Here is a 26,708-nt window from a genome sequence, read left to right on the forward strand (position 1 = left end):
AAACAATAGCGGGTGATTTGTACCACGAAGTAACGGAGTATGATCCACAAAGCGCAGGAGGGAAACAACCGTTTGTTGGTCGTTTTAAAACAAAAAAGGCAGGAATTGCTTCCTGCCTTCTGGCTAAATCACAAGGACTTAGTTTTTCACTTCATACAACGGTGTCACACCTGCAACCACTGAACCGCTGGCCAGCAGATTCAGTCCGGCGAAATCATCGCTGTTGCTGACCACCACCGGGCTAATCATTGAGCGCGCGTTGGCGTTGAGGAAGTCCAGATCCATCTCCAGAATCGGCTGACCGGCAGTGACGGTTGCCCCCTCTTCCACCAGACGTGTGAAGCCTTTTCCTTCCAGCGCCACGGTGTCCAGGCCCATGTGCACCACGATCTCAACGCCGTTAGCGGCTTCCAGACAGAACGCATGGTTGGTGTTGAAGATTTTCACCACGGTACCGGCAATCGGTGCCACCACGGTTTTGTCGGTTGGTTTGATTGCCAGACCATCGCCCACCGCTTTGCTGGCGAACGCCTCATCCGGCACCGCGTCGAGCGCGACAATCTCACCGGTCACTGGTGCCACCAGCGTAGCAATCACCGCTTTTTCAGTGTTCAGCACGGCCTGGGGTTTAGTCGCGACCGGCGCAGCGGCGGCAGGAGCGGAAGCCGCAGCAACCGGGCCTTTGCTCAATACCGTTTTCATTGCGGAGGCGATGCTTTCAGCCTGTGTGCCGACAATCACCTGTACGCTCTGCTTGTTCAAACGAATCACACCAGACGCACCCAAACGTTTCGCCACGCCTTCATTCACCTGGGCTGAGTCTTTGACGTTCAGACGCAGACGAGTAATGCAGGCATCGATGTTGGTCAGGTTGTCTGAACCGCCGATGGCGGCAATGTAACGACGTGCCAGTGATTCGGTCTGGCTTTCACCATTACCACTATGGTCGACGTTAACGTCATAACCATCAGTTTCATCACCCGCAGACAATTCGCGGCCCGGGGTCATCAGGTTGAATTTCTGAATAGTGAAACGGAACACCACATAGTAGATGGCGAAGAACACCAGACCTTGTGGAATCAGCATCCACCAATTCACCGCCAGCGGGTTACGCGTTGACAGCACCATATCCACCAAACCGGCACTGAAGCCGAAGCCTGCAATCCAGTGCATGCTCGCAGCAATAAATACCGAGATACCGGTCAATACGGCATGGATCACATACAAAACCGGTGCCACGAACATGAAGGAGAATTCCAGCGGTTCAGTGATCCCCGTGAAGAAGGCCGCGAAGGCCGCAGCCAGCATAATACCGCCGACTTTCGCGCGGTTTTCTGGACGTGCGCAGTGGAAGATAGCCAATGCTGCACCCGGCAAGCCAAACATCATGATCGGGAAGAAGCCCGCCTGATAGCGACCGGTGATGCCCGGGATACCCGTGCCATTCGCGATTGATTGTGCACCGCCAAGGAACTTAGGAATATCGTTAATGCCTGCCACGTCAAACCAGAATACGGAGTTCAGTGCGTGATGCAGACCGACCGGAATCAGCAAGCGGTTAAAGAAGGCGTACACGCCTGCGCCCACCGAGCCCATTTTCTGAATGTGCTCACCGAAGTTCACCAGGCCGCCGAAGATGATTGGCCAGATGTACATCAGGATAAACGCCACAACGATCATCAGGAATGAGACAAGGATCGGCACCAAACGGCGCCCGCTGAAGAACGACAGCGCTTTGGGCAACTCAACATGGCTAAAGCGGTTATACACTTCAGCGGAGAGAATACCGACCAGAATACCCACGAACTGGTTGTTGATCTTGCCGAAGGCAGCAGGCACCTGATCGACCGGAATCTTCTGAATCATCGCTACTGCGGCAGGTGAACAGAGTGTCGTCACCACCAGGAAGCCCACGAAGCCGGTTAACGCGGCCGCACCATCTTTATCTTTGGACATACCGTAAGCCACACCGATGGCAAACAGCACTGACATATTTTCGATAATGGCAGAACCGGACTTGATCAGCAGAGCGGCCAGCGCATTGCCTGCACCCCAACTGTCTGGATCAATCCAATACCCTACCCCCATCAAGATTGCCGCTGCCGGCAGTGTCGCTACCGGCACCATAAGCGCGCGGCCGACCTTTTGCAGATATCCTAAAATACTCACCTTTTTCTCCCCCTATGAGACTGGCGTTTTGCCGTAGCGCGGGTTGATTTTATTATCCCTACGCTCGGTACCTTGATGACATCTTTCACCACGAGGCGCAGTGTAAAGATAAATTAATTCGCCTCGCAAATTAAAACCACAGTAACTGTGACTTTAATCACCATAATGGACGTTTATCACTGCGAAATGCTAGCCACCACCACAAACTTATTTTATGATGAAAAATATCAGGTCGCACTTTTCCCTGCTGGTTGCGCTTAAACCGATTACGCTTAATGGCAGCAACCTAAACCAGCATCGGCGACAACATTTTCCTAATCTTAATTGAGGTGAAGACATGAGACTGATCCCTTTGGCCACACCGACCCAGGTGGGTAAATGGGCTGCACGCCACATTGTTAACCGCATTAATGCGTTTAAGCCTAGCGCAGAACGTCCTTTCGTGCTGGGCTTGCCAACCGGTGGTACGCCACTGGAAGCTTACAAGCACCTGATTGATATGCACAAAGCGGGCCAGGTTAGTTTCAAGCATGTGGTGACGTTCAATATGGATGAATACGTGGGCCTGCCAAAAGAGCATCCGGAAAGCTACCACAGCTTCATGTACCGCAACTTTTTCGATCACGTTGATATCCAACCAGAAAATATCAATCTTCTGAATGGCAATGCGCCAGATATTGACGCAGAATGTCGCCAGTACGAAGAGAAGATTCGCTCTTACGGTAAAATTAATCTGTTTATGGGCGGCGTGGGCAACGATGGACACATTGCCTTTAACGAGCCGGCTTCTTCACTCTCTTCCCGCACCCGCATTAAAACCCTGACGCACGATACCCGTATCGCTAACTCGCGCTTCTTTAATGGTGATGTGGATCAGGTGCCAAAATACGCCCTGACCGTAGGTGTGGGCACGTTACTGGATGCTGAAGAAGTGATGATTCTGGTGACGGGCCATCTGAAAGCGCAGGCGTTGCAGGCCGCTGTAGAAGGTAACGTTAATCACATGTGGACCATCAGCTGTCTGCAGCTGCATGCGAAATCTGTGGTGGTGTGTGACGAACCGGCCACCATGGAACTGAAAGTGAAAACCGTGAAATATTTCCGCGAAATGGAAGCGGAAAATATGAAAGGTGTGTGAGAACACGTTGTGAAAAACCTGCTGCCTTAATGCGGCAGGCTTAGCCGGGAGAGAAAAACGATGTACGCATTAGTGAACGGCCGGATTTTTACCGGTCATGAAATTCTGGACAATCATGCAGTGGTGATTGCGGATGGCCTGATTGAGCGAGTGTGCCCACGAGAGGCGCTTGACGCAACGATTGCACAGCAGGATGTGGCTGGTGCGTTTATCGCTCCCGGATTTATTGATTTACAGTTAAACGGCTGCGGCGGCGTGCAGTTCAACGATGATATCGACGCACTGAGCGTGGAAACGCTGGAAATCATGCAGCGTGCCAACGAAAAATCAGGCTGCACCAGCTATCTGCCAACGCTGATCACCAGCACCAATGCTTTGATGAAGCGTGCCATCGAAACCATGCGCGCCTATCTGGCCAAACACCCTAATCAGGCGTTAGGTCTGCACCTGGAAGGTCCATGGCTGAACAAAGCCAAAAAAGGTACCCATAATCCAGATTTGATTCGTCTGCCCGATGCGGAGATGGTCGATTTTCTTTGCGCCAACGCAGACGTGATCACCAAAGTGACGCTGGCGCCAGAAAATGCCGGTGCCGATGTGATTGGCAAGCTGCGCAATGCCGGCATTATTGTCTCTGCGGGCCATTCAAACGCCACTTACGAAGAAGCCAAAGCGGGCTTCAGTGCCGGTGTCTCTTTTGCCACTCACCTTTATAATGCCATGCCAACCTTTGCAGGGCGTGAACCTGGTCTGATCGGTGCGCTGTTTGATTCACCTGATGTATACTGCGGCATCATTGCGGATGGTTTACATGTCCACTACGCTAACGTGCGTAATGCAAAGCGCATCAAAGGTGACAAGCTGGTGTTGGTAACGGATGCGACCGCACCCGCTGGCGCGTCAATTGATAAATTCATTTTTGCAGGCAAAACAATATACTATCGCGACGGCCTTTGCGTTGACGAAAACGGTACCTTAAGCGGTTCTGCGCTCACCATGATTGAAGCGGTGCAAAACAGCGTAGAACATTGTGGTATCGCGCTGGATGAAGCTTTGCGCATGGCAACGCTCTACCCGGCCAAGGCAATGGGTGTGGAAAAACAGCTGGGTTCAGTGACAGCAGGAAAAGTCGCTAACCTCACTGTCTTTACCCGCGATTATCAAATCACTAAGACGTTAGTCAATGGAGACGACGTCCTCAGCGAGTAAGTACTGAATGACCACTGGCGGCCAGACTCAAATAGGAAATGTCGATCTTGTCAAACAACTCAATAGTGCAGCCGTTTACCGGCTAATTGATCAACAAGGGCCGATATCGCGTATACAGATTGCCGATCTCAGCCAGCTTGCGCCCGCCAGCGTCACGAAAATTACCCGCCAGCTTATTGAGCGCGGCCTGATCAAAGAGGTAGAGCAACAAGCCTCTACCGGTGGTCGCCGCGCCATTTCCATCATTACCGAAACTCGCCATTTTCATACCATCGGCGTTCGCTTAGGACGCAATGATGCCACGCTGACATTATTCGATCTGAGCGGAAAATCGCTGGCGCAGGAAGATTATCCCCTGCCTGAGCGCACCCAGGAAACGCTGGAGAATGCGCTGTTCAATGCCATCACGGCATTTATGGCGGCGCATCAACGCAAGATTCATGAATTAATCGCGATCGCGGTGATTCTGCCAGGCCTGGTGGACCCGATTAACGGCATTATTCGCTATATGCCGCACATCGCTGTCAGCCACTGGCCGCTGGTATCCAGCTTGCAGAAACGCTTTAACGTCACCAGCTTTGTCGGTCACGATATCCGTAGTCTGGCGCTGGCGGAGCACTATTTCGGTGCAAGTCGTGACTGTGCAGACTCCATTCTGGTGCGTTTACATCGCGGTACCGGCGCGGGCATCATCGCTAACGGCCATATTTTCCTTGGCAGCAACGGCAACGTGGGCGAAATTGGCCACATCCAGGTCGATCCATTGGGTGAGCGCTGCCACTGCGGCAACTTTGGCTGTCTGGAAACGATTGCCGCCAACGGCGCGATTGAGAATCGCGTGCGCCATCTGCTCAATCAGGGCTATCCGAGCACGTTGACGCTGGATAACTGTCTGATGCCACAAATCTGTCGTGCCGCTAATCAGGGAGACGCGCTGGCCTGCGAAGTGATCGAATACGTGGGACGCTACCTCGGGAAAGCGATTGCGATTGCCATTAACCTGTTCAATCCACAAAAGGTGGTATTGGCGGGGGAAATCACCGACGCAGACAAAGTGCTGTTCCCGGCAATTGAAGGCTGCATTAATACCCAGGCGCTGAATGCCTTCCGCAAAAACCTGCCGGTGGTGCGTTCCGAACTGGATCACCGTTCCGCTATTGGCGCCTTTGCCCTGGCGAAACGTGCGATGCTGAATGGTATTTTGCTGCAGCATCTGCTGGAAGAATAATTGAAGCCTGCCGTCTGGCGGGCCCGACCGGAAGCCAATATGACCATCAAAAGCGTAATCTGTGACATCGACGGCGTGTTGATGCACGACAATACCGCCGTGAAAGGCGCGAATGAGTTTCTGCAGCGTATCCTTGAAAAAGAGATGCCGCTGGTGGTGCTGACCAACTATCCGTCGCAAACCGCTCAGGATCTGGCAAACCGTTTTGCCAATGCGGGTGTCGAGGTACCGGATTCCGTGTTCTATACCTCGGCGATGGCGACAGCCGATTTCCTGCGTCGTCAGGAAGGCAAAAAAGCCTACGTGATTGGCGAAGGCGCGCTGATTCACGAACTGTATAAAGCCGGATTTACCATCACCGATGTGAATCCCGATTTTGTGATTGTTGGGGAGACGCGCTCCTTTAACTGGGAAATGATGCATAAAGCGGCTTTCTTTGTCGCTAATGGCGCACGCTTTATCGCCACCAACCCGGATACCCACGCACGCGGTTTTGTGCCAGCCTGCGGTGCACTCTGCGCCGGTATCGAAACCATCTCCGGTCGCAAACCGTTTTACGTCGGTAAGCCGAGCCCGTATATCATGCGTGCTGCGCTAAATAAGATGCATGCCCACTCGGAAGAGACGGTGATTGTCGGCGATAACCTGCGCACCGATATTCTGGCCGGATTCCAGGCGGGCCTGGAAACCATTCTGGTGCTCTCCGGGGTTTCGACGCTGAGTGACATTGATGCGATGCCTTTCCGCCCTGACTGGATTTACCCTTCAGTGGCCGATATCGACCTGTTCTAAACCTTCTCTTATCGCGTTTACTTATCGCCCTGCCCGTACGTCGTGTGAGCAGGGCGTTTGTTTTTACATCCCTTTATTATGATTCTGTGCACCATTAATTGCGCAGGAAATCATCCAAAACGCCAATTCATTAGACGCCATCTAATTTAATTGACATTTGATTAGATGAAATTCAATTTTTAAGCCATCACAACAATCTTTTTATCAAAAGATCGCAATTTAACTTGCGTTAACACCACCTGATAGCGCATTTTCTTATACATCACGCAGTCAAGGCTGCCGGACAAACGTAGAAATAACATCGCCGCAAGGTGAGATCAGGAGTCAGTTATGTGTTCGATTTTTGGAGTGCTGGATCTGAAATCCGATCCTGTTGAACTGCGCAAGAAAGCGCTGGAGTGTTCCCGTCTGATGCGTCACCGTGGACCGGATTGGTCTGGCGTGTATGCCGATGACAAAGCCATTCTGGTGCATGAGCGCCTGTCGATTGTTGACGTCAACAACGGCGCACAGCCGCTGTACAACGCTGACCACACCCACGTACTGGCCGTGAACGGTGAGATCTACAACCATCAGGCTTTGCGTGCTGAACTGAGCGATCGTTATGCGTTTCAGACCGGTTCTGACTGCGAAGTGATCCTCGCGCTGTACCAGGAAAAAGGTCTCGATTTCCTCGATGATCTGCAAGGTATGTTCGCCTTCATTCTGTGGGACAGCGTGAAGCAGCAGTATCTGATTGGCCGTGACCACATCGGGATTATCCCACTGTACATGGGCAACGATGAGCACGGAAACCTGTTTGTCGCCTCTGAAATGAAAGCGCTGGTGCCGGTTTGCCGCACCATCAAAGAATTCCCGCCGGGAAGCTTCCTGTGCAGCAGCGATGGCGAAATCCGTCGTTACTGGCAGCGCGACTGGATGGATTTCTCTGCCGTTGCCGAGAACACCACTGACGCTGCGGGCCTGAAGCATGCGCTGGAAGAGTCAGTGAAAAGCCACCTGATGTCTGACGTGCCTTATGGCGTGCTGCTGTCTGGCGGCCTCGACTCCTCTATCATTTCTGCCGTGACTAAGCGCTTTGCGGCAAAACGTGTGGAAGATGAAGATAAAAGTGATGCCTGGTGGCCACAGCTGCACTCTTTTGCGGTAGGTCTGGAAGGCTCACCTGATCTGAAAGCGGCCAAATCAGTGGCGGAACATCTGGGCACCGTGCACCACGAGATTCACTTCACCGTGCAGGAAGGTCTGGATGCGATTCGCGATGTGATTTACCACATCGAAACCTATGACGTCACCACCATTCGCGCCTCTACGCCGATGTATTTGATGTCGCGTAAAATCAAGGCAATGGGCATCAAAATGGTGCTGTCTGGTGAAGGCGCGGACGAAGTGTTTGGCGGCTACCTGTACTTCCACAAAGCACCGAACGCTCAGGAATTCCACGAAGAGAACGTGCGTAAACTGCTGGCGCTGCACATGTTTGACTGTGCGCGTGCCAACAAAGCGATGTCGGCATGGGGCGTTGAAGCGCGCGTACCGTTCCTCGACAAGAAATTCCTTGATGTGGCGATGCGCATCAACCCGGAAGACAAAATGTGCGGCAGCAACGGCAAAATGGAGAAACACATTCTGCGTGAATGCTTCTCTTCTTACCTGCCGGAGAGCGTGGCATGGCGTCAGAAAGAGCAGTTCTCTGATGGCGTAGGCTACAGCTGGATTGATAGCCTGAAAGAAGTGGCCGCGAAGCAGATCACCGATCAGCAGTTGTCTACCGCGCACTTCCGTTTCCCGTACAACACGCCGAACTCGAAAGAAGCGTATTTGTACCGCGAAATCTTTGAAGAGCTGTTCCCGATTGCCAGTGCAGCAGAGTGTGTTCCAGGCGGTCCATCTGTTGCCTGTTCATCGGCCAAAGCGATTGAGTGGGATGAAGCTTTCAAAAACATGGATGACCCATCTGGTCGTGCTGTCGGCGTGCATCAGTCCGCCTACAAATAAGCTTGTGAATGAGTAGGATAAGGGGTCTGTAAAGGCCCCTTTTTGTTTTCATCGTCGATGTGACGATAGAAAACTGCTGAATAAATCGCCACCCTGGTTACAAGCCAGTCAAACAGGCGTTTTAAGGCAAAAAACGGCAAAAAACTTGTTGACGCTACAAAGCTCAATACGCATAATGCGCCCCGCAACGCCGATGAAGGTTAGCGAAAAAAGATGGCTACGTAGCTCAGCTGGTTAGAGCACATCACTCATAATGATGGGGTCACAGGTTCAAATCCCGTCGTAGCCACCATCTTTTCGCGGGAGTGGCGAAATTGGTAGACGCACCAGATTTAGGTTCTGGCGCCGCAAGGTGTGCGAGTTCAAGTCTCGCCTCCCGCACCATTTCAGTCTTCGGCAGCCGGATGGGGTATCGCCAAGCGGTAAGGCACCGGTTTTTGATACCGGCATTCCCTGGTTCGAATCCAGGTACCCCAGCCAATACCAGATAAACTAAGCAGTAAACTCAGGCTACGTAGCTCAGCTGGTTAGAGCACATCACTCATAATGATGGGGTCACAGGTTCAAATCCCGTCGTAGCCACCAAATTTTTGGGGTGTCGCCAAGCGGTAAGGCTCTGGTTTCTGATACCAGCATTCCGGGGTTCGAATCCCTGCACCCCAGCCATATTAAAGATAATTTGTAACGCCATTAATTGGGGTGTCGCCAAGCGGTAAGGCTCTGGTTTCTGATACCAGCATTCCGGGGTTCGAATCCCTGCACCCCAGCCAAATTGCACAATAAAGCCCGCTTTTGCGGGCTTTATTGTTTTCTGCATCCGGGAAAATGCCAGGAGCGCCCTGCGACGCTCTGCCATCTATAAGCCCAACGCGTACTTCAGCGCCTTACGTTTCAGCGCTCCGGCATTCTCCGCTGCAATCAATCCCAGATTACGCACAAAACGCAATGGGGCCAGCGTGTTGCTAAAGGCAAAATAGAACAGATCCATCCCACCCTGCATTAGCAAATTATCGTTATAGCGTTGACGATGATAGCGCTTTAACACCGCATCCGATGACCATAACTGAGCCTGGCTGCGCGCCTCCACCAACGTATTGATCAACGCATCAACATCGCGATACCCGAGGTTTACGCCCTGTCCGGCAAGGGGATTGATGGTGTGTGCTGCATCACCCACCAGCGCCAATCCCGGCAAAACATAGCGCGTAGCGTGGCGCCGAACCAACGGGAATGAGGCTGCTTTCTTGACCTGAACCCGCCCAACGCGTGCCGGGAAATGGGCGTGAATCTCTTTTTCAAGCTGTGACAATGGCAACGCCTGTAGCTGGCGAATACGCGCCGGTGCGTCATACCACACCAGAGAAGCGTGGCGATCAAACAGCGGCAGAAAAGCACGTGGCCCCTCTGGCGTAAATTGCTGCCAGGTCGAATCCCCCGCATCATGCTCACATTCGACGCTAATCAGCATGCAGGACTGCGCGTATTGCCAGCCACGGACGCCAATTCCCGCCAGCTGGCGCACGCGCGAGTTGGCGCCATCCGCGCCAACCACCAGCCGCGTATCCAGCGTGGTACCATTATCCAGCTGGACCTGCCAGCCGCCACGATGCGATTGAAGCTGCTGCAGGCTGGCGGGACAAATCAGCGTGATCCCCTCTTCCTGCATCTTTTCCCACAGCGCACGTTGCAGCACGCTGTTTTCCACCATATATCCCAGCTCTGGCAAGCCCAGCGAGGCAGCATCAAAGGTCACATGTGCACTTTGCCACTCCCAGGTTTCGAGCTTGCGATAAGGCGCACAGCGCATCGCCAGCACGCGTTCCCACACATTCAACTGACGCAGCAGTGCTACCGACGATGCTCCAATCGCGGAAATGCGGACATCGGGCGGGCTTTCTGCATCAAACGCAGCGGGTTCGGCACGTTCAATCACCGCCACATGAAATTGCTGCTGTGCCAGTCCACAAGCCAGCGCGGCACCGACCATACCGCCGCCCACCACCACCACATCAAAATGTGAATCCTGCATTGACTCTAATCCTTCTGCTTGTCGTGATAGCTCACGTCATCACGTTGATAGATAAAGTGTACCGGAAATTTGCTGCACAATCTCAGACCCTGCTGTGCTGGTCACAACAGCAGCAAAGCATTACAATACGCGCCCTGCACTTCCCTGCTCTGAATCAATGGCTAGTTAGATGACCAAAAAACTGCATATTAAAACCTGGGGCTGTCAGATGAATGAGTACGATTCATCAAAGATGGCCGATCTGCTGAACAGCACGCACGGTTACACCCTGACCGAGGACGCTGAAGAGGCGGATGTCCTGCTGCTCAACACCTGCTCGATCCGTGAGAAGGCGCAGGAGAAGGTTTTCGCGCTGTTAGGACGCTGGAAGAAATTGAAAGCGATAAATCCTGACGTGATTATTGGCGTCGGCGGCTGTGTCGCTTCGCAGGAAGGTGAACGCCTGCGTGAACGCGCCAATTGCGTGGATATTGTATTTGGTCCACAGACGCTGCATCGCTTGCCAGAGATGCTGAATCAGGTGCGCGGGACGAAAAGCCCGGTGATTGACATCAGCTTCCCGGAAATCGAGAAATTTGACCGTCTGCCAGAACCGCGTGCAGAAGGCCCGACGGCCTTTGTCTCCATTATGGAAGGCTGTAACAAATACTGTACTTTCTGCGTGGTGCCTTACACCCGCGGTGAGGAAGTGAGCCGTCCATGTGACGATATTCTGTTGGAAATCGCGCAACTGGCTGCGCAGGGCGTGCGAGAAGTGAATTTACTGGGCCAAAACGTCAACGCATATCGCGGCACGACCTTTGATGACCAGCTCTGCAGCTTCGCGGAACTGTTGCGTCTGGTGGCGGCCATTGATGGCATCGACCGCATCCGCTTTACCACCAGCCATCCGATTGAATTCACTGATGACATTATTGATGTCTACCGTGACACGCCAGAGCTGGCGAGCTTCCTGCACTTGCCCGTTCAGAGCGGTGCCGATCGTATCCTGACGCTGATGAAGCGTGCGCACACCGCGCTGGAATATAAATCCATCGTCCGCAAACTGCAGAAAGCACGTCCTGATATTCAGATGAGTTCAGATTTCATCATTGGTTTCCCTGGCGAAACGCAGCAGGATTTTGAGCAGACCATGAAACTGGTGGGCGACGTGAATTTCGATGTCAGCTTCAGCTTTATCTACTCGGCACGTCCGGGTACGCCAGCCGCTGACTTGCCTGACGATGTGTCGGAAGAAGAGAAAAAGCAGCGCCTGTATATTCTGCAGGATCGCCTCAATCAGCAGGCGATGGCGTGGAGCCGCCGCATGCTCGGCACCACACAGCGTGTGCTGGTAGAAGGCATCTCACGTAAAAATGTCATGGAACTGACCGGACGCACCGACAACAACCGCGTGGTGAACTTCGAAGCGCCTGTTGAGATGATCGGTAAGTTTGTTGACGTGGAAATTGTCGATGTCCATGCCAACTCGCTGCGTGGCAAACTGATCCGCACTGAAGATGAAATGGCATTGCGTGTCAGCCTCAGCCCCGATGCGGTGATAGCCCGCACGCGCCGTGAAAATGACATCGGTGTCGGTCTTTACCAGCCTTGATACTCCAACTTTGCGCGGCAGTGCACAAGGTGCTGCCGCCTGTTTCATCCCGTGCCCCTTGCATTCCACCTGCAACGCCCAAATATCGCTTCTGTAACTTGCAGCCGGGCCTTGCCCCATAAATAATTCCGTATAGATGCTCAATCTGTGATGGAGCATTGGATACACCTTCTTCAACTGGCCCTGAGTGACCCAAAGGATTCATTTGAATATCGAAACTCGTGAAATCGCCCTTGAACCGGCTGATAACCGCCGACTGATGAGCCTGTGCGGTCCGTTTGATGACAATGTGAAGCAGCTGGAAAAACGCCTCGGTGTCGAAATCAACCGCCGGGACAACCATTTCAAACTGGTGGGCCGATCGCTCAGCGTTGACGCAGCCATCAACATTCTGCGTGACCTGTACGTGAGTACTGCGCCAGTGCGTGGCCAAATCCCGGATATTGAACCGGACCAGGTGCATCTGGCGATCAAAGAGAGCCGTGTACTGGAGCAAACCGCCGAAAGCGTGCCGGAGTTTGGTAAGGCGATTCACATCAAAACCAAGCGCGGTGTGATTAAACCTCGTACGCCCAATCAGGCGCAGTATGTGGCTAATATCCTCGACCATGACATCACCTTCGGTGTGGGTCCAGCTGGTACCGGTAAAACCTATCTGGCGGTGGCCGCTGCCGTTGATGCCCTGGAACGTCAGGAAATCCGCCGTATTCTGCTGACGCGCCCTGCGGTAGAGGCCGGTGAAAAACTGGGCTTCCTGCCGGGTGACCTGAGCCAGAAAGTCGATCCTTACCTGCGTCCGCTCTACGATGCTTTGTTTGAAATGCTCGGCTTTGAGCGCGTGGAAAAGCTGATGGAGCGCAATGTGATTGAAGTGGCTCCGCTGGCTTACATGCGTGGACGTACACTCAACGACGCCTTTGTGATTCTCGATGAGAGTCAGAACACCACCATCGAGCAGATGAAGATGTTTCTGACACGTATCGGTTTCAACTCCAAAGCGGTGATCACCGGTGACGTCACACAGATTGACCTGCCGCGCAGCACCAAATCCGGCCTGCGTCATGCCATTGAAGTTTTGGCGGAAGTCGATGAAATCAGTTTTAACTTTTTCCACAGCGAAGACGTGGTGCGTCATCCGGTTGTCGCACGCATCGTGAATGCTTATGAAGCGTGGGAAGAAGCCGATCAGAAGCGCCGTGACAAACTGGCAGAAGAGCGCAAGCGTGAAACGCTGGCGTCTCAACTTGCCGCCCCATCCAGCCCGCAGGAGCCTTCATGAGCGCGGTGATTTTAGATTTACAGTTGGCCTGTGCCGATGAAAATGGCCTGCCAGCCGAACCTGCTTTCCAGCGCTGGCTCGAAGCCGCCGTGACGCCTTTCCAGCCGGAAAGTGAAGTCACCATCCGTCTGGTGGATGAAGCGGAGAGTCATAAGCTTAATCTGACTTATCGCGGTAAGGATAAGCCGACCAACGTGCTCTCTTTCCCGTTTGAAGCGCCACCAGGGATTGAGCTGCCCCTGCTGGGCGATCTGATTATTTGTCGTCAGGTTGTTGAGCAAGAAGCGGAAGAACAAGGCAAAACCGTTGAAGCCCACTGGGCGCATATGGTAGTCCACGGCACGCTACACCTGCTGGGTTATGACCATATTGAAGATGAAGAAGCCGAAGAAATGGAGGCGCTGGAGACCGAGATAATGCTTGCTCTTGGTTATCCTGACCCGTACATTTCGGAGAAAGAAGACGCCTGATCCCCTTAGGTTCAGGTTATTGCGCTGCTGGCGCGGATGCCAGCAGTTCCTTTCCCTCACCAGAGAGAACGAAATAAAAACGCCATGAGCGACGACCATTCTCAAAACAGCGACGCACCCAGTAGTAAAAAGGGATTTTTCTCCCTGTTAATTAACCAACTTTTTCACGGTGAACCCAAAAACCGTGATGAGCTACTGGGACTGATCCGCGATTCTGAGCAAAAAGAGCTGATCGACCAGGACACCCGCGACATGCTCGAAGGGGTGCTGGATATTGCCGAGCAGCGCGTGCGTGACATCATGATCCCGCGCTCCCAGATGATCACCCTTAAACGCAACCAAAGTCTTGAAGAGTGCCTTGCGGTCATTATTGATTCCGCCCACTCGCGCTTCCCGGTGATCAGCGAAGATAAAGACCACGTCGAAGGCATTTTGATGGCCAAAGACCTGCTGCCGTTTATGAGCAGCGCGTCTGAACCTTTCAGCATTGAGAAAGTGCTGCGCACCGCCGTTGTCGTGCCTGAAAGTAAGCGTGTTGACCGCATGCTGAAAGAGTTCCGTTCCCAGCGCTATCATATGGCGATTGTCATTGACGAATTCGGTGGCGTTTCCGGGCTAGTCACGATTGAAGATATCCTCGAATTGATTGTCGGTGAAATTGAAGATGAATATGACGATGAAGAAGATCGTGATATCCGTCAGTTAAACCGCCATACCTATACCGTACGTGCGCTTGCGCCTATCGAGGATTTTAACGAGGTATTTGGTACCAGCTTCAGTGATGATGAAGTGGATACCATTGGCGGTCTGGTGATGCAGGGATTCGGCCACCTTCCCGCGCGCGGTGAGAGCATCGACATTGATGGTTACCAATTCAAAGTCGCGATGGCCGACAGCCGCCGTATCATCCAGGTGCATGTGAAAATTCCGGAAGACTCTCCACAACCGCAACTGGAAGACGAATAATTTTATGGCTTTAGCCTCTCTCTACTCGCAGCAGCGGGTTCGCCTGCTGCTGGCTTTGATTGCGGGTGCCGTTGGCACCCTTTCCTTTTCTCCCTATGATTTTTGGCCTGCCGCATTAGTTTCCCTGGCGGGACTGCAACTGTTGCTACTGGATCGCCGCAGCCCTCAAGCCGCCGCGATTGGCTTCGTCTGGGGCTTTGGGCTGTTCGGCAGTGGCATTAACTGGGTTTACGTCAGCATCGCCACCTTTGGTGGTATGCCTGGCCCGGTTAACATCTTCCTGGTGATATTGCTGGCCGCTTACCTGGCGATTTATCCGATGCTGTTTGCGGCGGTGCTTAATCGCCTGTGGCCACGTGCGACCTTGTGGCGTCTGGTGCTGGCGGCACCGGCATTGTGGCAAATCAGCGAATTTCTGCGTGGCTGGATCCTGACCGGATTCCCGTGGCTGCAGTTCGGCTACAGCCAGATCGACGGTCCGCTCAAAGGCCTTGCGCCGCTGGCGGGCGTTGAAACCATCACTTTCCTGTTAATGGTGATCGCCGGTCTGATGGTGCATGCGCTTTATCATCGTACGGTGAAGAGCCTGGTGGCGGCCGCGGTATTGCTGCTGCTGCCATGGCCACTGCGCATGTTGCAGTGGTATCAGCCGCTGCCGGAACGCAGCGTGGACGTGGCGATGGTGCAAGGCAACATTCCCCAGTCGATGAAGTGGGACCCACAGCAGTTGCTGAATACGTTGCGTGTGTACACCTCTTACAGCCAGCCTTATATGGGCAAAGCGCCCATCATTATCTGGCCGGAATCGGCGATTACCGACCTTGAAAGCAATCAGCAGCCGTTCCTCAAAGCGCTGGATGCCGAACTGCGCGAGCGCGGCAGCTCGCTAATTACCGGGATTGTCGATTCACGCATTGAAGGGGATAACCGCTACCACGATTACAACTCCGTGATTGTGCTGGGCGGCGAGCAGCCTTACAGCTATCAAAGCCATAACCGATATCAGAAAAACCATCTGGTGCCGTTCGGGGAGTTTGTGCCGCTGGAAGATCTGCTGCGTCCGCTGGCGCCGTTCTTCGATCTGCCAATGTCGTCGTTCAGCCGTGGTGCCTATGTGCAGCCGCAGTTGAAGGTGGCGGGTTATGATCTTACCAGCGCCATTTGCTACGAAATTGTGTTGGGCGAGCAGGTACGAGCCAACTTCCGTCCTGATACCAACTTCCTGCTGACCGTCTCTAACGATGCCTGGTTTGGTCACTCCATCGGCCCGTGGCAGCATTTCCAGATGGCGCGTATGCGTGCACTGGAATTGGGCCGTCCGCTGTTGCGATCCACCAATAACGGTGTCACGGCGGTGGTGAATGCCAACGGCGAGGTTGAAAAAGAGATCCCGCAGTTCACGCGTGACGTGCTGGAAGCCAGGGTAACACCCACCACTGGTGAGACCCCTTATGCCAAAGCAGGCATCTGGCCGGTATGGATTCTGACGTTAATCGGCATCGTCCTGGCGATTATTCGTCGTCGCCACTGACACTCCGATCACATTCTGACAGGCGAAGTGCTCACTTCGCCTTTTTTTTGCGCTGTTTTCCGCTCCCATCGGCTACGCTTTACCAGATTCTCTGCTGGCTTTTTCACGCATTTCACCGTGCTGGCACGATCATTGCTATTTATTTCAGTGATTTTCTCAACATCAGCGTTTTGTCAGCGTAATGCCATGTTCACGCACTATTATTTGGCACTGACACGCACCGAAACGGCGCAATGGCTTTTTATTGCCTCTAAATGGTGCGGAGCGGCTCGCAAAAAACAAACTTTTTTGTTTCATTGCGTTAACAATTCGCTATGTTAATCACTATCCTGCGCGCAGTTGCGCTAAGGGATAACTAAAAAAGCAGCACGAAATACACACAACATCACAATCTGCGCAGTTTATGTTCTGCGCAACATCCATTCAAAGGAGTAGGAACATGCAGACACGCAAAGTGGCATTATCTCTTCTGCTGTTGGGAGCAGCAGCGGGAGCGGCCCAGGCGGAAGATCTCACCGGCACCCTGAAAAAAATTAATGATAGCGGCGTGATCGTCGTTGGGCATCGTGAGTCATCAGTTCCCTTTTCTTACTACGACAACCAGCAAAAAGTGGTTGGCTATTCACAAGACTACTCAAACGCCATCGTAGCGGCGATCAAAGCCAAGCTGAACAAGCCTGATCTGCAAGTAAAAATGCTGCCGATCACCTCTCAGAACCGTATTCCACTGCTGCAAAACGGCACTTACGATTTTGAATGTGGTTCTACCACCAACAACCTGGAACGTCAGCAGCAAGCCGCATTCTCCGATACCGTCTTCATCATCGGTACGCGTCTGCTGGTGAAAAAGGGTGGCGACATCAAAGATTTCGCGGACCTGAAAGGCAAAACCGTTGTCGTGACCTCTGGTACCACTTCTGAAGTTCTGCTGCACAAGCTGAACGACGAGAAGAAAATGGATATGCGCATCATCAGCGCCAAAGACCATGGCGATTCTTTCCGTACGCTGGAAACCGGTCGTGCCGTGGCCTTTATGATGGATGATGCTCTGCTGGCAGGTGAACGTGCTAAAGCGAAGAAACCAGACGACTGGCAGATCACTGGCACACCTCAGTCAAAAGAAGCTTACGGCTGTATGCTGCGTAAAGAAGACCCGCAGTTCAAACAGCTGATGGATGACACCATTGCCAAAGCGCAGACCTCGGGTGAAGCCGCTAAGTGGTTCGATACCTGGTTCAAACAGCCAATCCCACCGAAGAATCTAAACATGAACTTCGAGCTGTCTTCTGACATGCAGGCGCTGTTCAAAGCACCAAACGATAAAGCACTCTGAATTAACAATGAAAACAAGGGCAGTCAGGCTGCCCTCTCGATTGCTGAACACGCGGTGCGGACAGACAGACTGCAACAGGTCGTTCCCCTGAAGCAGGACGCAAGACACCGCTCAACAATCTTATGGGTAGCCTCGCTACCCTTTTTTTACCGGAGCTCGTTATGGGTATCGATTGGAACTGGGGCATCTTTTTACAACAGGCCCCGTTCGGCAATACGACTTACCTCGGCTGGCTGTGGTCCGGATTTCAGGTTACCGTTGCGGTTTCCTGCTGCGCCTGGATTATCGCCTTCCTGGTAGGTTCCTTCTTCGGCATTCTGCGTACCGTGCCCAATCGACTGCTGTCGACCATTGGCACCTGCTACGTGGAACTGTTTCGTAATATCCCGCTGATCGTCCAGTTCTTCTTCTGGTACCTGGTGGCGCCAGAACTGGTGGGCGAAAAACTGGGGATGTGGTTTAAAGCAGAACTGGACCCCAATATTCAGTTCTTCGTTTCCTCAACCATTTGCCTCGGCTTGTTCACTGCTGCGCGCGTTTGTGAACAGGTACGTGCCGCGATTCAATCATTGCCACGCGGTCAGAAAAACGCAGGGTTGGCGATGGGGCTGACGCTGCCACAAACTTATCGCTACGTGCTGCTGCCGAATGCCTATCGCGTGATTGTGCCGCCGATGACCTCGGAAATGCTGAACCTGGTGAAAAACTCTGCCATCGCTTCGACCATTGGTCTGGTGGATATGGCGGCGCAGGCCGGTAAGTTGCTCGACTACTCGGCGCACGCCTATGAATCTTTCACCGCCATTACCCTGGCTTACGTGGGTATTAACCTGGTGATCATGCTGATTATGAGTTTGGTAGAACGTAAAATTCGCCTGCCCGGCAATCTGGGAGGCAAATAATGTACGAGTTTGACTGGAGTTCGATTCCTCCCAGCCTGCCCTATTTGTGGAATGGCTTGATCATCACCTTCAAGATTACCGCCGTCGCCGTGGTGTTCGGCATTATCTGGGGCACGATTCTGGCCGTGATGCGTCTGTCGCCGTTCGCGCCGATTCGCTGGTTCGCTAAGTTGTACGTCAACCTGTTCCGCTCCGTCCCGCTGGTGATGGTGCTGCTGTGGTTCTATCTGGTGGTGCCTGCATTACTGCAACAGGTATTGGGACTCTCTCCCAAAACTGACATTCGCCTGATTTCCGCCATGATTGCTTTTGCACTGTTTGAAGCGGCCTACTATTCGGAAATCATCCGAGCGGGTATCCAGAGCATCTCACGCGGACAGTCGAATGCTGCGCTCGCGTTGGGTATGACGCACTGGCAATCAATGAAATTGATCATCCTGCCGCAGGCGTTCCGCGCCATGGTGCCACTGCTGCTGACGCAGGGCATTGTGCTGTTCCAGGATACCTCGCTGGTGTATGTGCTAAGCCTGGCTGACTTCTTCCGTACCGCCTCGACGATTGGCGAGCGTGACGGTACCCAGGTTGAAATGGTTCTGTTTGCCGGTCTGGTCTATTTTGTGATCAGCCTGAGCGCTTCGCTGTTGGTTAGCTATCTGAAAAGAAAGAGGACGGTTTAAATGATTAGCCTGAAAAATGTTTCTAAGTGGTATGGTCACTTTCAGGTGCTGACCGACTGCTCCACCGAAGTAAAAAAAGGTGAAGTGGTGGTGGTCTGTGGACCGTCCGGCTCAGGTAAGTCAACCTTAATTAAAACGGTGAACGGTCTGGAACCGGTGCAGGAAGGCAGCATTCAGGTTAACGGTACCGAAGTGAACAACAAGAAAACCAACCTGGCACAACTGCGCAGCAAAGTCGGTATGGTGTTCCAGCACTTCGAACTGTTCCCGCACCTCAGCATTGTCGATAACCTGGTGCTGGCGCAGGTCAAGGTGTTAAAGCGTGATAAAGCCGCTGCGCGTGAGAAAGGTCTCAAGCTGCTGACGCGTGTTGGTCTGGCTGCGCATGCGGAGAAGTTCCCTGGACAACTCTCGGGCGGCCAGCAACAGCGTGTGGCGATTGCCCGCGCGCTCTGTATGGACCCCATCGCGATGCTGTTTGACGAACCGACATCTGCGCTCGACCCAGAGATGATCAACGAAGTGCTGGACGTGATGGTTGAGCTGGCGAACGAAGGCATGACCATGATGGTGGTGACGCACGAGATGGGCTTTGCGCGCAAAGTGGCCAATCGCGTGATCTTTATGGATGAAGGGAAAATTGTCGAAGACACTAACAAAGATGACTTCTTTAATAACCCGCAGTCCGACCGCGCAAAAGACTTCCTCGCGAAGATCCTGCATTAATTAGCGCTCTCAATTGCGCCGCTGTATGGATGGGGTTTCCCCATTAATCATGCAGCGGCGCGATTTTCCGCAAATCAAGGCTCAAAAGGCTGACGCTGGAAATGATCGTGCCCACACTCCGGGCAGCGCGTTAAGCTCTCCGGTGTATAGATCGCCCGGGTAAAACCGCACTTCTCACACACCAGGTTACCCAACCCCACCACTTCACCGCTTTGATAAACACCGTGATGTCGTAGATCCTGAAACACCTCGCGCCACTCTAATTGGCTTTTGTCCGTGATATCCACCAGTTCTTTCCATACGCTCTCGCGAATGACGCGCAAGAATACGGAGTCACCGAGCACATCTGAAGATTCCTGATAACTGAGCGCGAACTCATGTAAATCACGCCTGACCGCCCGCATCACCTCATTCACTTCAGAAGAGGTCAGCGTCTTTTTCGCTAATAACTCCTGCCGAGCCTCAGCGACCAGGGCATCAACATCACGCTCGCCCTGTTCCAGCCGCTGGGTTAATGCCGCTATCGTTGCACGATACTCCTGCGCCACGTTATTCATTTTGTTCTCCTTTCCGCGGGAATAGCTGATAGTAAGTTTAGCTGTTCTGTCATATTTGCCGTGACGAAAGCGGAGTAAATCGCAAAAGGGTGAAAGCGGCGGCGCATTGAGTAGAAATCCGCTCAGCCGGGGCGTGAAATGTTGTTGAGGAAGAGCCTTATGGGTATGCTATGCGGATCTAAATGTATGCGAACCCGTCATACTTCAAGTCGCAGGTGCGTTGGCTGCACGTGTTCACGCCGTCGCTTACTTCGTTAAGCGCGAGCGTATTCACACCTTTGCCGCCTGCCTGTGACGTGAACTATTCAGGGTTAACGATTTTCATAAAGGACCACAGGCAGCCATGCAAGAGCAATACCGCCCGGAAGAGATAGAATCCCGCGTCCAACAGCACTGGGACGAAAACGAAACCTTTAAAGTGACCGAGCAGGAAGGCAAAGAGAAATACTACTGCCTTTCTATGCTGCCCTATCCTTCTGGCCGCCTACACATGGGCCACGTGCGTAACTACACCATCGGCGATGTGATTGCGCGCTATCAGCGCATGCTGGGTAAAAATGTCCTGCAGCCGATTGGCTGGGATGCGTTTGGACTGCCAGCCGAAGGCGCTGCGGTAAAAAACAACACCGCGCCCGCACCATGGACTTATGACAACATCGAATATATGAAGAACCAGCTCAAACTGCTGGGCTTTGGCTATGACTGGAGCCGCGAATTGGCGACCTGCCAGCCAGAGTACTATCGCTGGGAACAGTGGTTCTTCACCAAGCTATATGAAAAAGGCATGGTCTATAAAAAGACCTCAGCGGTGAACTGGTGCCCGCATGACCAAACCGTACTGGCTAACGAACAAGTTATCGACGGCTGCTGCTGGCGTTGTGACACCAAAGTTGAGCGCAAAGAGATTCCTCAGTGGTTCGTGAAAATCACCGCTTACGCGGAAGAACTGCTCAACGATCTGGATAAGCTGGAAGACTGGCCTGAAACGGTCAAGACCATGCAGCGTAACTGGATTGGCCGTTCTGAGGGCGTGGAAATCACCTTCGATGTGGCGTACAGCGAAGAGAAATTAACGGTTTACACCACACGTCCGGACACCTTCCTCGGTGCCACCTACGTTGCTGTGGCAGCTGGCCACCCACTGGCGCGCCAGGCTGCGGCCAGCAACCCTGCGCTGTCTGACTTCATCGCAGAGTGCAGCACCACCAAAGTGGCTGAAGCAGATATGGCGACGATGGAGAAGAAAGGCATGGCCACCGGCCTGTTTGCTATCCATCCGCTGACGGGCGAAGAGATCCCAGTCTGGGTCGCTAACTTTGTCCTGATGGAATACGGCACCGGCGCAGTGATGGCTGTTCCAGGCCATGACCAGCGTGACTGGGAGTTCGCGACTAAGTACAACCTGAACATCAAACCAGTAATCCTGAATCTGGATGGTTCAACGCCTGATCTGAGCGAAGCGGCGATGACCGATAAAGGCGCGCTGTTCAACTCGGGTGAGTTCAACGGTCTGGATCATCAGGCGGGCTTCAACGCCATTGCTGATGCATTGGCGGCGAAAGGCGTCGGCGTGCGTAAAGTCAACTATCGTCTGCGCGACTGGGGTGTGTCCCGTCAGCGTTATTGGGGCGCGCCAATTCCAATGGTGACACTGGAAGACGGCACCGTGATGCCAACGCCAGAAGATCAGCTGCCAGTGATTCTGCCAGAAGATGTGGTGATGGACGGTATCACCAGCCCGATCAAAGCCGATCCTGAGTGGGCGAAAACCACGGTTAACGGCCAGCCAGCGCTGCGCGAAACCGATACCTTTGACACCTTTATGGAATCGTCCTGGTATTACGCACGTTACACCTGTGCCAATTACAACGAAGGCATGTTGGATCCTGCCGCTGCGAACTACTGGCTGCCGGTAGATCAGTATGTCGGTGGTATCGAACACGCCATCATGCACCTGATGTATTTCCGCTTCTACCACAAGCTGCTGCGTGACGCGGGCCTGGTGAACTCTGATGAGCCAGCCAAACGTCTGCTGTGTCAGGGTATGGTTCTGGCCGATGCGTTCTATTACACCGGCACGAACGGCGAGCGTAACTGGGTTTCTCCGGTTGATGTTAGCGTTGAGCGCGATGAAAAAGGTCGTATTGTTAAGGCTGTCGACAACGCAGGCCGCGAAGTGGTTTATGCCGGCATGAGCAAGATGTCCAAGTCGAAAAACAACGGCATCGATCCACAGCTGATGGTTGAACGTTACGGTGCCGATACCGTGCGTCTGTTCATGATGTTTGCTTCACCAGCAGAAATGACGCTGGAATGGCAGGAATCGGGTGTAGAAGGTGCGAACCGCTTCCTGAAGCGCGTGTGGAAACTGGCCTACGAACACGTAGCGAAAGGTGCCACCGTGGCGCTGGACCTCAATGCACTGAACGACGATCAGAAAGCGCTGCGTCGCGATCTGCACAAAACCATCGCCAAGGTGGCCGATGACGTGGGTCGTCGCCAGACATTCAACACCGCTATCGCTGCCATCATGGAGTTGATGAACAAGCTGACTCGTGCCCCGCAGGAGAGCGATCAAGATCGCGCACTGATGCAGGAAGCGCTGGTGGCGGTCGTTCGTCTGCTCTATCCGTTCACGCCGCACGCCAGCTATGTTCTGTGGCAGGCGCTGGGCGGAGAAGGTTGTGTCGATGAAGCCAGCTGGCCGGTTGCGGATGAATCCGCGATGGTGGAAGATTCACTGCTGGTCGTTGTACAGGTGAATGGCAAAGTGCGCGGCAAGATTACCGTTGCGCCGGATGCTACGCAGGAGCAGGTTCAGGCGCGTGCTGCGCAGGAGCACATTGTGGCGAAATATCTGGAAGGCGTCACACTTCGTAAAGTGATTTATGTCCCTGGCAAACTGCTTAACCTGGTCGTAGGTTAAGTTCAGGAGGAACTGTGCGACAACTGATTATCAGGCTGTTTGTCCTGCTCGCGGTGATGATCACCGCAGGCTGTGGTTTTCACCCGCGTGACACCACCATGGTGCCTAACGAGATGAAAACGCTGATCGTCCAGAGTGGCGATCCGTATGGCCCAATGGCGCGCACCGTGCGCCAACAGCTGCGTATCAATGATGTCACCATTGTTAATGACAGCAAACAGGCCAGTGCCAAATACCCGACTCTGCGCTTAGGCGCAGAAGTGCAGGGACGTGATACCGCGTCAGTGTTTATCAGCGGTACCACTGCTGAGTATTCACTGGTGATGACAGTGACCGCGCAGGTTCTGATCCCGGGCAAAGGCATCTACCCGATCAGCACCACCGTGTACCGTTCTTTCTTCGACAACCCGAATGCCGCACTGGCGAAGGATGCCGAGCAAGACATGATCGTGCAGGAGATGCGCCAGCGTGCCGCCGAGCAGCTGGTGCGTAAACTGTTAACGGTTCATGCCGCGCAGGAAAGCAACAAAGACACGTTGCCACAGCCGGAGATCATCGCACCAGGTGAGAATTCACCAGAAGTGCCCTCTTCGTCAGCAACCAGTCTGCAATGATCAGGATTTATCCTGAACAACTGAGCGCGCAGCTTCGTGAGGGGCTGCGCGCCTGTTATTTTCTGACCGGCAATGAACCGTTGCTGATTCAGGAAAGTGCCGATGCCATTCGCGCGGCCTCATCTTCTCAAGGCTTTGAAGAACACTTCAGTGTCACTCTTGATGCGCAAACCGACTGGGATGCGATCTTTTCCAGCTGTCAGGCACTCAGCCTGTTCACTCAACGCCAGACCTTAACGCTGCAACTGCCAGAAAACGGTGCCAATGCAGCGATGGCCGAGCAACTGGTTAAACTCGCCAGCCTGCTGCACAGCGATATCCTGCTGGTGCTGCGCATGGCAAAACTGACCAAAGCGCAGGAAAACAGCGCCTGGTTTAAAGCGCTCAGCGCTCATGCCGTGCTGGTTCCCTGCCATACGCCCGAACAAGCGCAGTTGCCGCGCTGGGTCGCGAGCCGTGCCAAAGCCATGAAGTTGAGTGTTGATGACGCGGCGATTCAACTGCTGTGCTACTGCTACGAAGGTAATCTGCTGGCGCTGGCGCAGGCGCTGGAACGTCTGTCACTGCTGTGGCCGGATGGCAAACTCACTCTGCCCCGCGTGGAAGACGCGGTAAATGACGCTGCGCATTTTACCCCTTTCCACTGGGTGGATGCCCTGCTGGCGGGCAAAAGTAAGCGCGCCCTGCATATCCTGCATCAGCTGGAAAAAGAGGATGCTGAAGGGGTGATTTTACTGCGTTCTCTGCAACGTGATTTACTGACGCTGCTGCATTTGCAGCGCAATCAGGGTAAACAGGGCCTACGCGCGCTAATGGATCAACAGCGCATCTGGCAAAACCGTCGCGCACTGTTTACCGATGCGCTGCAACGCCTTGATGCACGTCGTCTGCAACGCGCCGTTCATCTGCTCGCCGAACTGGAGCTGACCATGAAGCAGGATTATGGTCAAAATCTTTGGCCGCAGCTGGAGACCTTGTCGCTGCTGCTGTGTCACCGCGATTTTCCCCTGAGCTTCACTGATGTCTAAACTCTACGCGCTGTTCGGCGGCACCTTCGACCCTATCCACTTTGGCCATCTGCGCCCGGTGGAAGCGCTGGCGCAACAGGTGGGGTTGAAAAAGGTCACGCTGCTGCCGAATAACGTGCCACCGCATCGCCCACAGCCCGAAGCCAGTGCCCGGCAACGCGTGGAAATGCTGCGCTGTGCCATTGCGACCCGCCCCCTGTTTGATATTGATACGCGAGAGTTGGAGCGGGATACGCCGTCATGGACGGTGGCAACCCTTGAAGCACTCCGTGCGGAACGCGGTGCAGAACAGCCCCTCGGGTTTATCATCGGACAAGATTCTCTGCTAACGTTAGCCAAATGGCATCGCTGGCAGGATCTCCTCTCTTTGTGCCATCTGTTGGTCTGCCAGCGACCGGGCTATGCAACGCAGATGGAAACGCCTGAGATGCAGCAGTGGCTGGATGCGCATCGTGCACAGCACGCAGAACAGTTGCATCAAGCACCGGCAGGCCATATCTGGCTGGCTGATACGCCGCTGTTTGACATCTCCGCCACGGAAATACGCCAGCGTCGTCACCTTGGGCAATCCTGCACCGATCTGCTGCCCGATGCGGTTATCGACTACATCGATCGCGCTGGCTTATATCGCGGTTGATCGTTGCGTGCTATACTGCGCCGCTTCATTTTAGGCTATGTTTTCCGGGCATTCAGCCTTCTCGTAATCACCTGTTTTTAAGGGGAACCTTTTGCAAGGTAAAGCACTCCAAGATTTCGTTATTGATAAGATTGACGATATTAAAGGCCAGGACATCATTGCTGTTGATGTGCAGGGCAAATCGAGCATCACCGATTGCATGATCATCTGCACCGGCACGTCGACGCGTCATGTGGTTTCAATCGCCGATCACGTGGTTCAGGAATCCCGTGCCGCGGGTTTAAAACCGCTGGGCGTCGATGGTAAAGCTGCCGCTGATTGGGTCGTCGTTGATCTTGGCGAAGTGATCGTACACGTGATGCAGGAAGAGAGCCGCCAGCTGTATGAGCTGGAAAAGCTCTGGAGCTAAGCCTTGAAACTGCAGCTTGTGGCCGTCGGCACCAAAATGCCTGACTGGGTTCAGACCGGTTTCATGGAGTATCTGCGCCGCTTCCCCAAGGATATGCCGTTTGAACTGACCGAAGTGCCTGCGGGTAAACGCGGCAAGAACGCGGACATCAAGCGCATCCTGGAAAAAGAGGGTGAAGCGATGTTAGCGGCCGTCGGCAAAGGCAACCGCATCGTCACGCTGGATATTCCAGGGCAGCCGTGGGAAACCCCACAGCTGGCGCAACAGCTTGAGCGCTGGAAACAAGATGGCCGCGATGTCAGCTTGTTGATTGGCGGCCCGGAAGGACTGGCGCCGGCCTGTAAAGCCGCTGCCGAGCAGAGCTGGTCGCTGTCCACGTTGACGTTGCCACATCCGCTGGTGCGTGTGCTGGTCGCTGAAAGCCTGTATCGTGCCTGGAGCATCACCACGAATCATCCTTATCACCGTGAATAAACGCCTGACAACCTCCAGACAA

23 protein-coding genes and 6 tRNA genes are annotated in these 26,708 nt (G+C 53.6%); 26 read left to right on the forward strand and 3 right to left on the reverse strand.

Going from position 1 to position 26,708, the window contains the following annotated elements; all coding sequences use genetic code 11:
* Positions 1–138: 138 nt before the first annotated feature.
* Complete coding sequence (nagE, locus tag CRO33_RS05605) at positions 139–2,163, reverse strand: N-acetylglucosamine-specific PTS transporter subunit IIBC (RefSeq protein WP_045816530.1); 2,025 nt, start codon at positions 2,161–2,163, stop codon at positions 139–141.
* A gap of 343 nt (positions 2,164–2,506) precedes the next feature.
* On the opposite strand from nagE, the gene nagB reads away from it, so the two are divergent.
* The 11 genes from nagB to CRO33_RS05660 all read left to right on the forward strand — a co-directional run bounded on the left by nagB (position 2,507) and on the right by CRO33_RS05660 (position 9,304).
* Positions 2,507–3,307: a glucosamine-6-phosphate deaminase gene (nagB, locus tag CRO33_RS05610; protein WP_034829102.1), complete on the forward strand. Its 801-nt coding sequence runs from the start codon at positions 2,507–2,509 to the stop codon at positions 3,305–3,307.
* 60 nt (positions 3,308–3,367) lie between these two features.
* Positions 3,368–4,516 (forward strand): N-acetylglucosamine-6-phosphate deacetylase, encoded by a 1,149-nt coding sequence (nagA, locus tag CRO33_RS05615; protein ID WP_097117428.1) that lies wholly within the window; start codon positions 3,368–3,370, stop codon positions 4,514–4,516.
* Between the two features lie 7 nt (positions 4,517–4,523).
* A complete protein-coding gene (nagC, locus tag CRO33_RS05620; protein ID WP_034829098.1) occupies positions 4,524–5,744 on the forward strand; it encodes a DNA-binding transcriptional regulator NagC in 1,221 nt (406 codons plus the stop codon).
* A 39-nt stretch (positions 5,745–5,783) separates the two neighbouring features.
* Positions 5,784–6,536 (forward strand): HAD-IIA family hydrolase, encoded by a 753-nt coding sequence (locus CRO33_RS05625; protein ID WP_034829095.1) that lies wholly within the window; start codon positions 5,784–5,786, stop codon positions 6,534–6,536.
* 330 nt (positions 6,537–6,866) lie between these two features.
* Positions 6,867–8,534 carry an asparagine synthase B gene (asnB, locus tag CRO33_RS05630; RefSeq protein WP_034829093.1) on the forward strand — a complete coding sequence of 556 codons (1,668 nt, stop codon included), beginning with the start codon at positions 6,867–6,869 and terminating at the stop codon, positions 8,532–8,534.
* 215 nt (positions 8,535–8,749) lie between these two features.
* A tRNA-Met gene (locus CRO33_RS05635) sits at positions 8,750–8,826 on the forward strand.
* A gap of 7 nt (positions 8,827–8,833) precedes the next feature.
* Positions 8,834–8,918, forward strand: a tRNA-Leu gene (locus CRO33_RS05640).
* Between the two features lie 21 nt (positions 8,919–8,939).
* A tRNA-Gln gene (locus CRO33_RS05645) sits at positions 8,940–9,014 on the forward strand.
* A gap of 28 nt (positions 9,015–9,042) precedes the next feature.
* Positions 9,043–9,119: transfer RNA gene (locus CRO33_RS05650), tRNA-Met, on the forward strand.
* Positions 9,120–9,125: 6 nt separating this feature from the next.
* Positions 9,126–9,200: transfer RNA gene (locus tag CRO33_RS05655), tRNA-Gln, on the forward strand.
* Between the two features lie 29 nt (positions 9,201–9,229).
* Positions 9,230–9,304: transfer RNA gene (locus CRO33_RS05660), tRNA-Gln, on the forward strand.
* 86 nt (positions 9,305–9,390) lie between these two features.
* Here CRO33_RS05660 and ubiF read toward each other — a convergent pair.
* Positions 9,391–10,563, reverse strand: a complete 1,173-nt coding sequence (ubiF, locus tag CRO33_RS05665) for a 3-demethoxyubiquinol 3-hydroxylase (protein WP_097117429.1) — start codon at positions 10,561–10,563, stop codon at positions 9,391–9,393.
* A 169-nt stretch (positions 10,564–10,732) separates the two neighbouring features.
* Here ubiF and miaB point away from each other — a divergent pair, with 169 nt between their 5' ends.
* The 9 genes from miaB to CRO33_RS05710 all read left to right on the forward strand — a co-directional run bounded on the left by miaB (position 10,733) and on the right by CRO33_RS05710 (position 20,041).
* Positions 10,733–12,157, forward strand: coding sequence for a tRNA (N6-isopentenyl adenosine(37)-C2)-methylthiotransferase MiaB (gene miaB / locus CRO33_RS05670; RefSeq protein WP_097117430.1), 1,425 nt, complete (start codon positions 10,733–10,735; stop codon positions 12,155–12,157).
* 205 nt (positions 12,158–12,362) lie between these two features.
* Positions 12,363–13,436, forward strand: a complete 1,074-nt coding sequence (locus CRO33_RS05675; protein ID WP_058960793.1) for a PhoH family protein — start codon at positions 12,363–12,365, stop codon at positions 13,434–13,436.
* Positions 13,433–13,906: an rRNA maturation RNase YbeY gene (ybeY, locus tag CRO33_RS05680; protein WP_097117431.1), complete on the forward strand. Its 474-nt coding sequence runs from the start codon at positions 13,433–13,435 to the stop codon at positions 13,904–13,906. Before CRO33_RS05675 ends, ybeY begins: the two co-directional genes overlap by 4 nt.
* A gap of 84 nt (positions 13,907–13,990) precedes the next feature.
* Positions 13,991–14,872: a CNNM family magnesium/cobalt transport protein CorC gene (corC, locus tag CRO33_RS05685; protein WP_034829075.1), complete on the forward strand. Its 882-nt coding sequence runs from the start codon at positions 13,991–13,993 to the stop codon at positions 14,870–14,872.
* Positions 14,873–14,876: 4 nt separating this feature from the next.
* Positions 14,877–16,403, forward strand: a complete 1,527-nt coding sequence (gene lnt, locus CRO33_RS05690; RefSeq protein ID WP_097117432.1) for an apolipoprotein N-acyltransferase — start codon at positions 14,877–14,879, stop codon at positions 16,401–16,403.
* A gap of 439 nt (positions 16,404–16,842) precedes the next feature.
* Complete coding sequence (locus CRO33_RS05695) at positions 16,843–17,736, forward strand: glutamate/aspartate ABC transporter substrate-binding protein (RefSeq protein ID WP_039330499.1); 894 nt, start codon at positions 16,843–16,845, stop codon at positions 17,734–17,736.
* A gap of 161 nt (positions 17,737–17,897) precedes the next feature.
* Positions 17,898–18,638, forward strand: a complete 741-nt coding sequence (locus tag CRO33_RS05700) for an amino acid ABC transporter permease (protein WP_034829069.1) — start codon at positions 17,898–17,900, stop codon at positions 18,636–18,638.
* Positions 18,638–19,315, forward strand: a complete 678-nt coding sequence (gene gltK / locus CRO33_RS05705; protein ID WP_058960797.1) for a glutamate/aspartate ABC transporter permease GltK — start codon at positions 18,638–18,640, stop codon at positions 19,313–19,315. Before CRO33_RS05700 ends, gltK begins: the two co-directional genes overlap by 1 nt.
* Positions 19,316–20,041 carry an amino acid ABC transporter ATP-binding protein gene (locus tag CRO33_RS05710; RefSeq protein ID WP_034829065.1) on the forward strand — a complete coding sequence of 242 codons (726 nt, stop codon included), beginning with the start codon at positions 19,316–19,318 and terminating at the stop codon, positions 20,039–20,041. It begins immediately after the preceding gene.
* A gap of 74 nt (positions 20,042–20,115) precedes the next feature.
* Here CRO33_RS05710 and CRO33_RS05715 read toward each other — a convergent pair whose 3' ends face one another.
* Positions 20,116–20,598, reverse strand: coding sequence for a zinc ribbon-containing protein (locus CRO33_RS05715; protein WP_097117433.1), 483 nt, complete (start codon positions 20,596–20,598; stop codon positions 20,116–20,118).
* A 343-nt stretch (positions 20,599–20,941) separates the two neighbouring features.
* On the opposite strand from CRO33_RS05715, the gene leuS reads away from it, so the two are divergent.
* The 6 genes from leuS (at position 20,942) to rlmH (ending at position 26,686) form a co-directional block, all read left to right on the forward strand.
* Positions 20,942–23,524: a leucine--tRNA ligase gene (gene leuS, locus CRO33_RS05720; RefSeq protein ID WP_097117434.1), complete on the forward strand. Its 2,583-nt coding sequence runs from the start codon at positions 20,942–20,944 to the stop codon at positions 23,522–23,524.
* Positions 23,525–23,538: 14 nt separating this feature from the next.
* Positions 23,539–24,138 carry an LPS assembly lipoprotein LptE gene (gene lptE, locus CRO33_RS05725; protein WP_097117435.1) on the forward strand — a complete coding sequence of 200 codons (600 nt, stop codon included), beginning with the start codon at positions 23,539–23,541 and terminating at the stop codon, positions 24,136–24,138.
* Positions 24,135–25,166 (forward strand): DNA polymerase III subunit delta, encoded by a 1,032-nt coding sequence (gene holA / locus CRO33_RS05730; protein ID WP_097117436.1) that lies wholly within the window; start codon positions 24,135–24,137, stop codon positions 25,164–25,166. Before lptE ends, holA begins: the two co-directional genes overlap by 4 nt.
* Positions 25,159–25,803 carry a nicotinate-nucleotide adenylyltransferase gene (nadD, locus tag CRO33_RS05735; protein WP_097117437.1) on the forward strand — a complete coding sequence of 215 codons (645 nt, stop codon included), beginning with the start codon at positions 25,159–25,161 and terminating at the stop codon, positions 25,801–25,803. The genes holA and nadD overlap by 8 nt, the downstream gene beginning before the upstream one ends.
* Before the next feature lie 91 nt (positions 25,804–25,894).
* Complete coding sequence (gene rsfS / locus CRO33_RS05740) at positions 25,895–26,212, forward strand: ribosome silencing factor (RefSeq protein WP_038648315.1); 318 nt, start codon at positions 25,895–25,897, stop codon at positions 26,210–26,212.
* A gap of 3 nt (positions 26,213–26,215) precedes the next feature.
* The gene (gene rlmH / locus CRO33_RS05745) at positions 26,216–26,686 is read left to right on the forward strand and encodes a 23S rRNA (pseudouridine(1915)-N(3))-methyltransferase RlmH (RefSeq protein WP_038648318.1); all 471 of its coding nucleotides are present in this window, start codon (positions 26,216–26,218) and stop codon (positions 26,684–26,686) included.
* The last annotated feature ends 22 nt before the right edge of the window (positions 26,687–26,708 follow it).

This window comes from Pantoea sp. GL120224-02 (assembly GCF_900215395.1).
Taxonomy (GTDB): domain Bacteria; phylum Pseudomonadota; class Gammaproteobacteria; order Enterobacterales; family Enterobacteriaceae; genus Pantoea; species Pantoea communis.

Coding starts and splice junctions, on each gene's coding strand:
- nagB (WP_034829102.1), top strand. CDS start 2,507: ATGAGACTGATCCCTTTGGCCACACCGACCCAGGTGGGTAAATGGGCT.
- nagA (WP_097117428.1), top strand. CDS start 3,368: ATGTACGCATTAGTGAACGGCCGGATTTTTACCGGTCATGAAATTCTG.
- nagC (WP_034829098.1), top strand. CDS start 4,524: ATGACCACTGGCGGCCAGACTCAAATAGGAAATGTCGATCTTGTCAAA.
- CRO33_RS05625 (WP_034829095.1), top strand. CDS start 5,784: ATGACCATCAAAAGCGTAATCTGTGACATCGACGGCGTGTTGATGCAC.
- asnB (WP_034829093.1), top strand. CDS start 6,867: ATGTGTTCGATTTTTGGAGTGCTGGATCTGAAATCCGATCCTGTTGAA.
- ubiF (WP_097117429.1), bottom strand. CDS start 10,563: ATGCAGGATTCACATTTTGATGTGGTGGTGGTGGGCGGCGGTATGGTC.
- miaB (WP_097117430.1), top strand. CDS start 10,733: ATGACCAAAAAACTGCATATTAAAACCTGGGGCTGTCAGATGAATGAG.
- ybeY (WP_097117431.1), top strand. CDS start 13,433: ATGAGCGCGGTGATTTTAGATTTACAGTTGGCCTGTGCCGATGAAAAT.
- corC (WP_034829075.1), top strand. CDS start 13,991: ATGAGCGACGACCATTCTCAAAACAGCGACGCACCCAGTAGTAAAAAG.
- lnt (WP_097117432.1), top strand. CDS start 14,877: ATGGCTTTAGCCTCTCTCTACTCGCAGCAGCGGGTTCGCCTGCTGCTG.
- CRO33_RS05695 (WP_039330499.1), top strand. CDS start 16,843: ATGCAGACACGCAAAGTGGCATTATCTCTTCTGCTGTTGGGAGCAGCA.
- CRO33_RS05700 (WP_034829069.1), top strand. CDS start 17,898: ATGGGTATCGATTGGAACTGGGGCATCTTTTTACAACAGGCCCCGTTC.
- gltK (WP_058960797.1), top strand. CDS start 18,638: ATGTACGAGTTTGACTGGAGTTCGATTCCTCCCAGCCTGCCCTATTTG.
- CRO33_RS05710 (WP_034829065.1), top strand. CDS start 19,316: ATGATTAGCCTGAAAAATGTTTCTAAGTGGTATGGTCACTTTCAGGTG.
- CRO33_RS05715 (WP_097117433.1), bottom strand. CDS start 20,598: ATGAATAACGTGGCGCAGGAGTATCGTGCAACGATAGCGGCATTAACC.
- leuS (WP_097117434.1), top strand. CDS start 20,942: ATGCAAGAGCAATACCGCCCGGAAGAGATAGAATCCCGCGTCCAACAG.
- holA (WP_097117436.1), top strand. CDS start 24,135: ATGATCAGGATTTATCCTGAACAACTGAGCGCGCAGCTTCGTGAGGGG.
- nadD (WP_097117437.1), top strand. CDS start 25,159: ATGTCTAAACTCTACGCGCTGTTCGGCGGCACCTTCGACCCTATCCAC.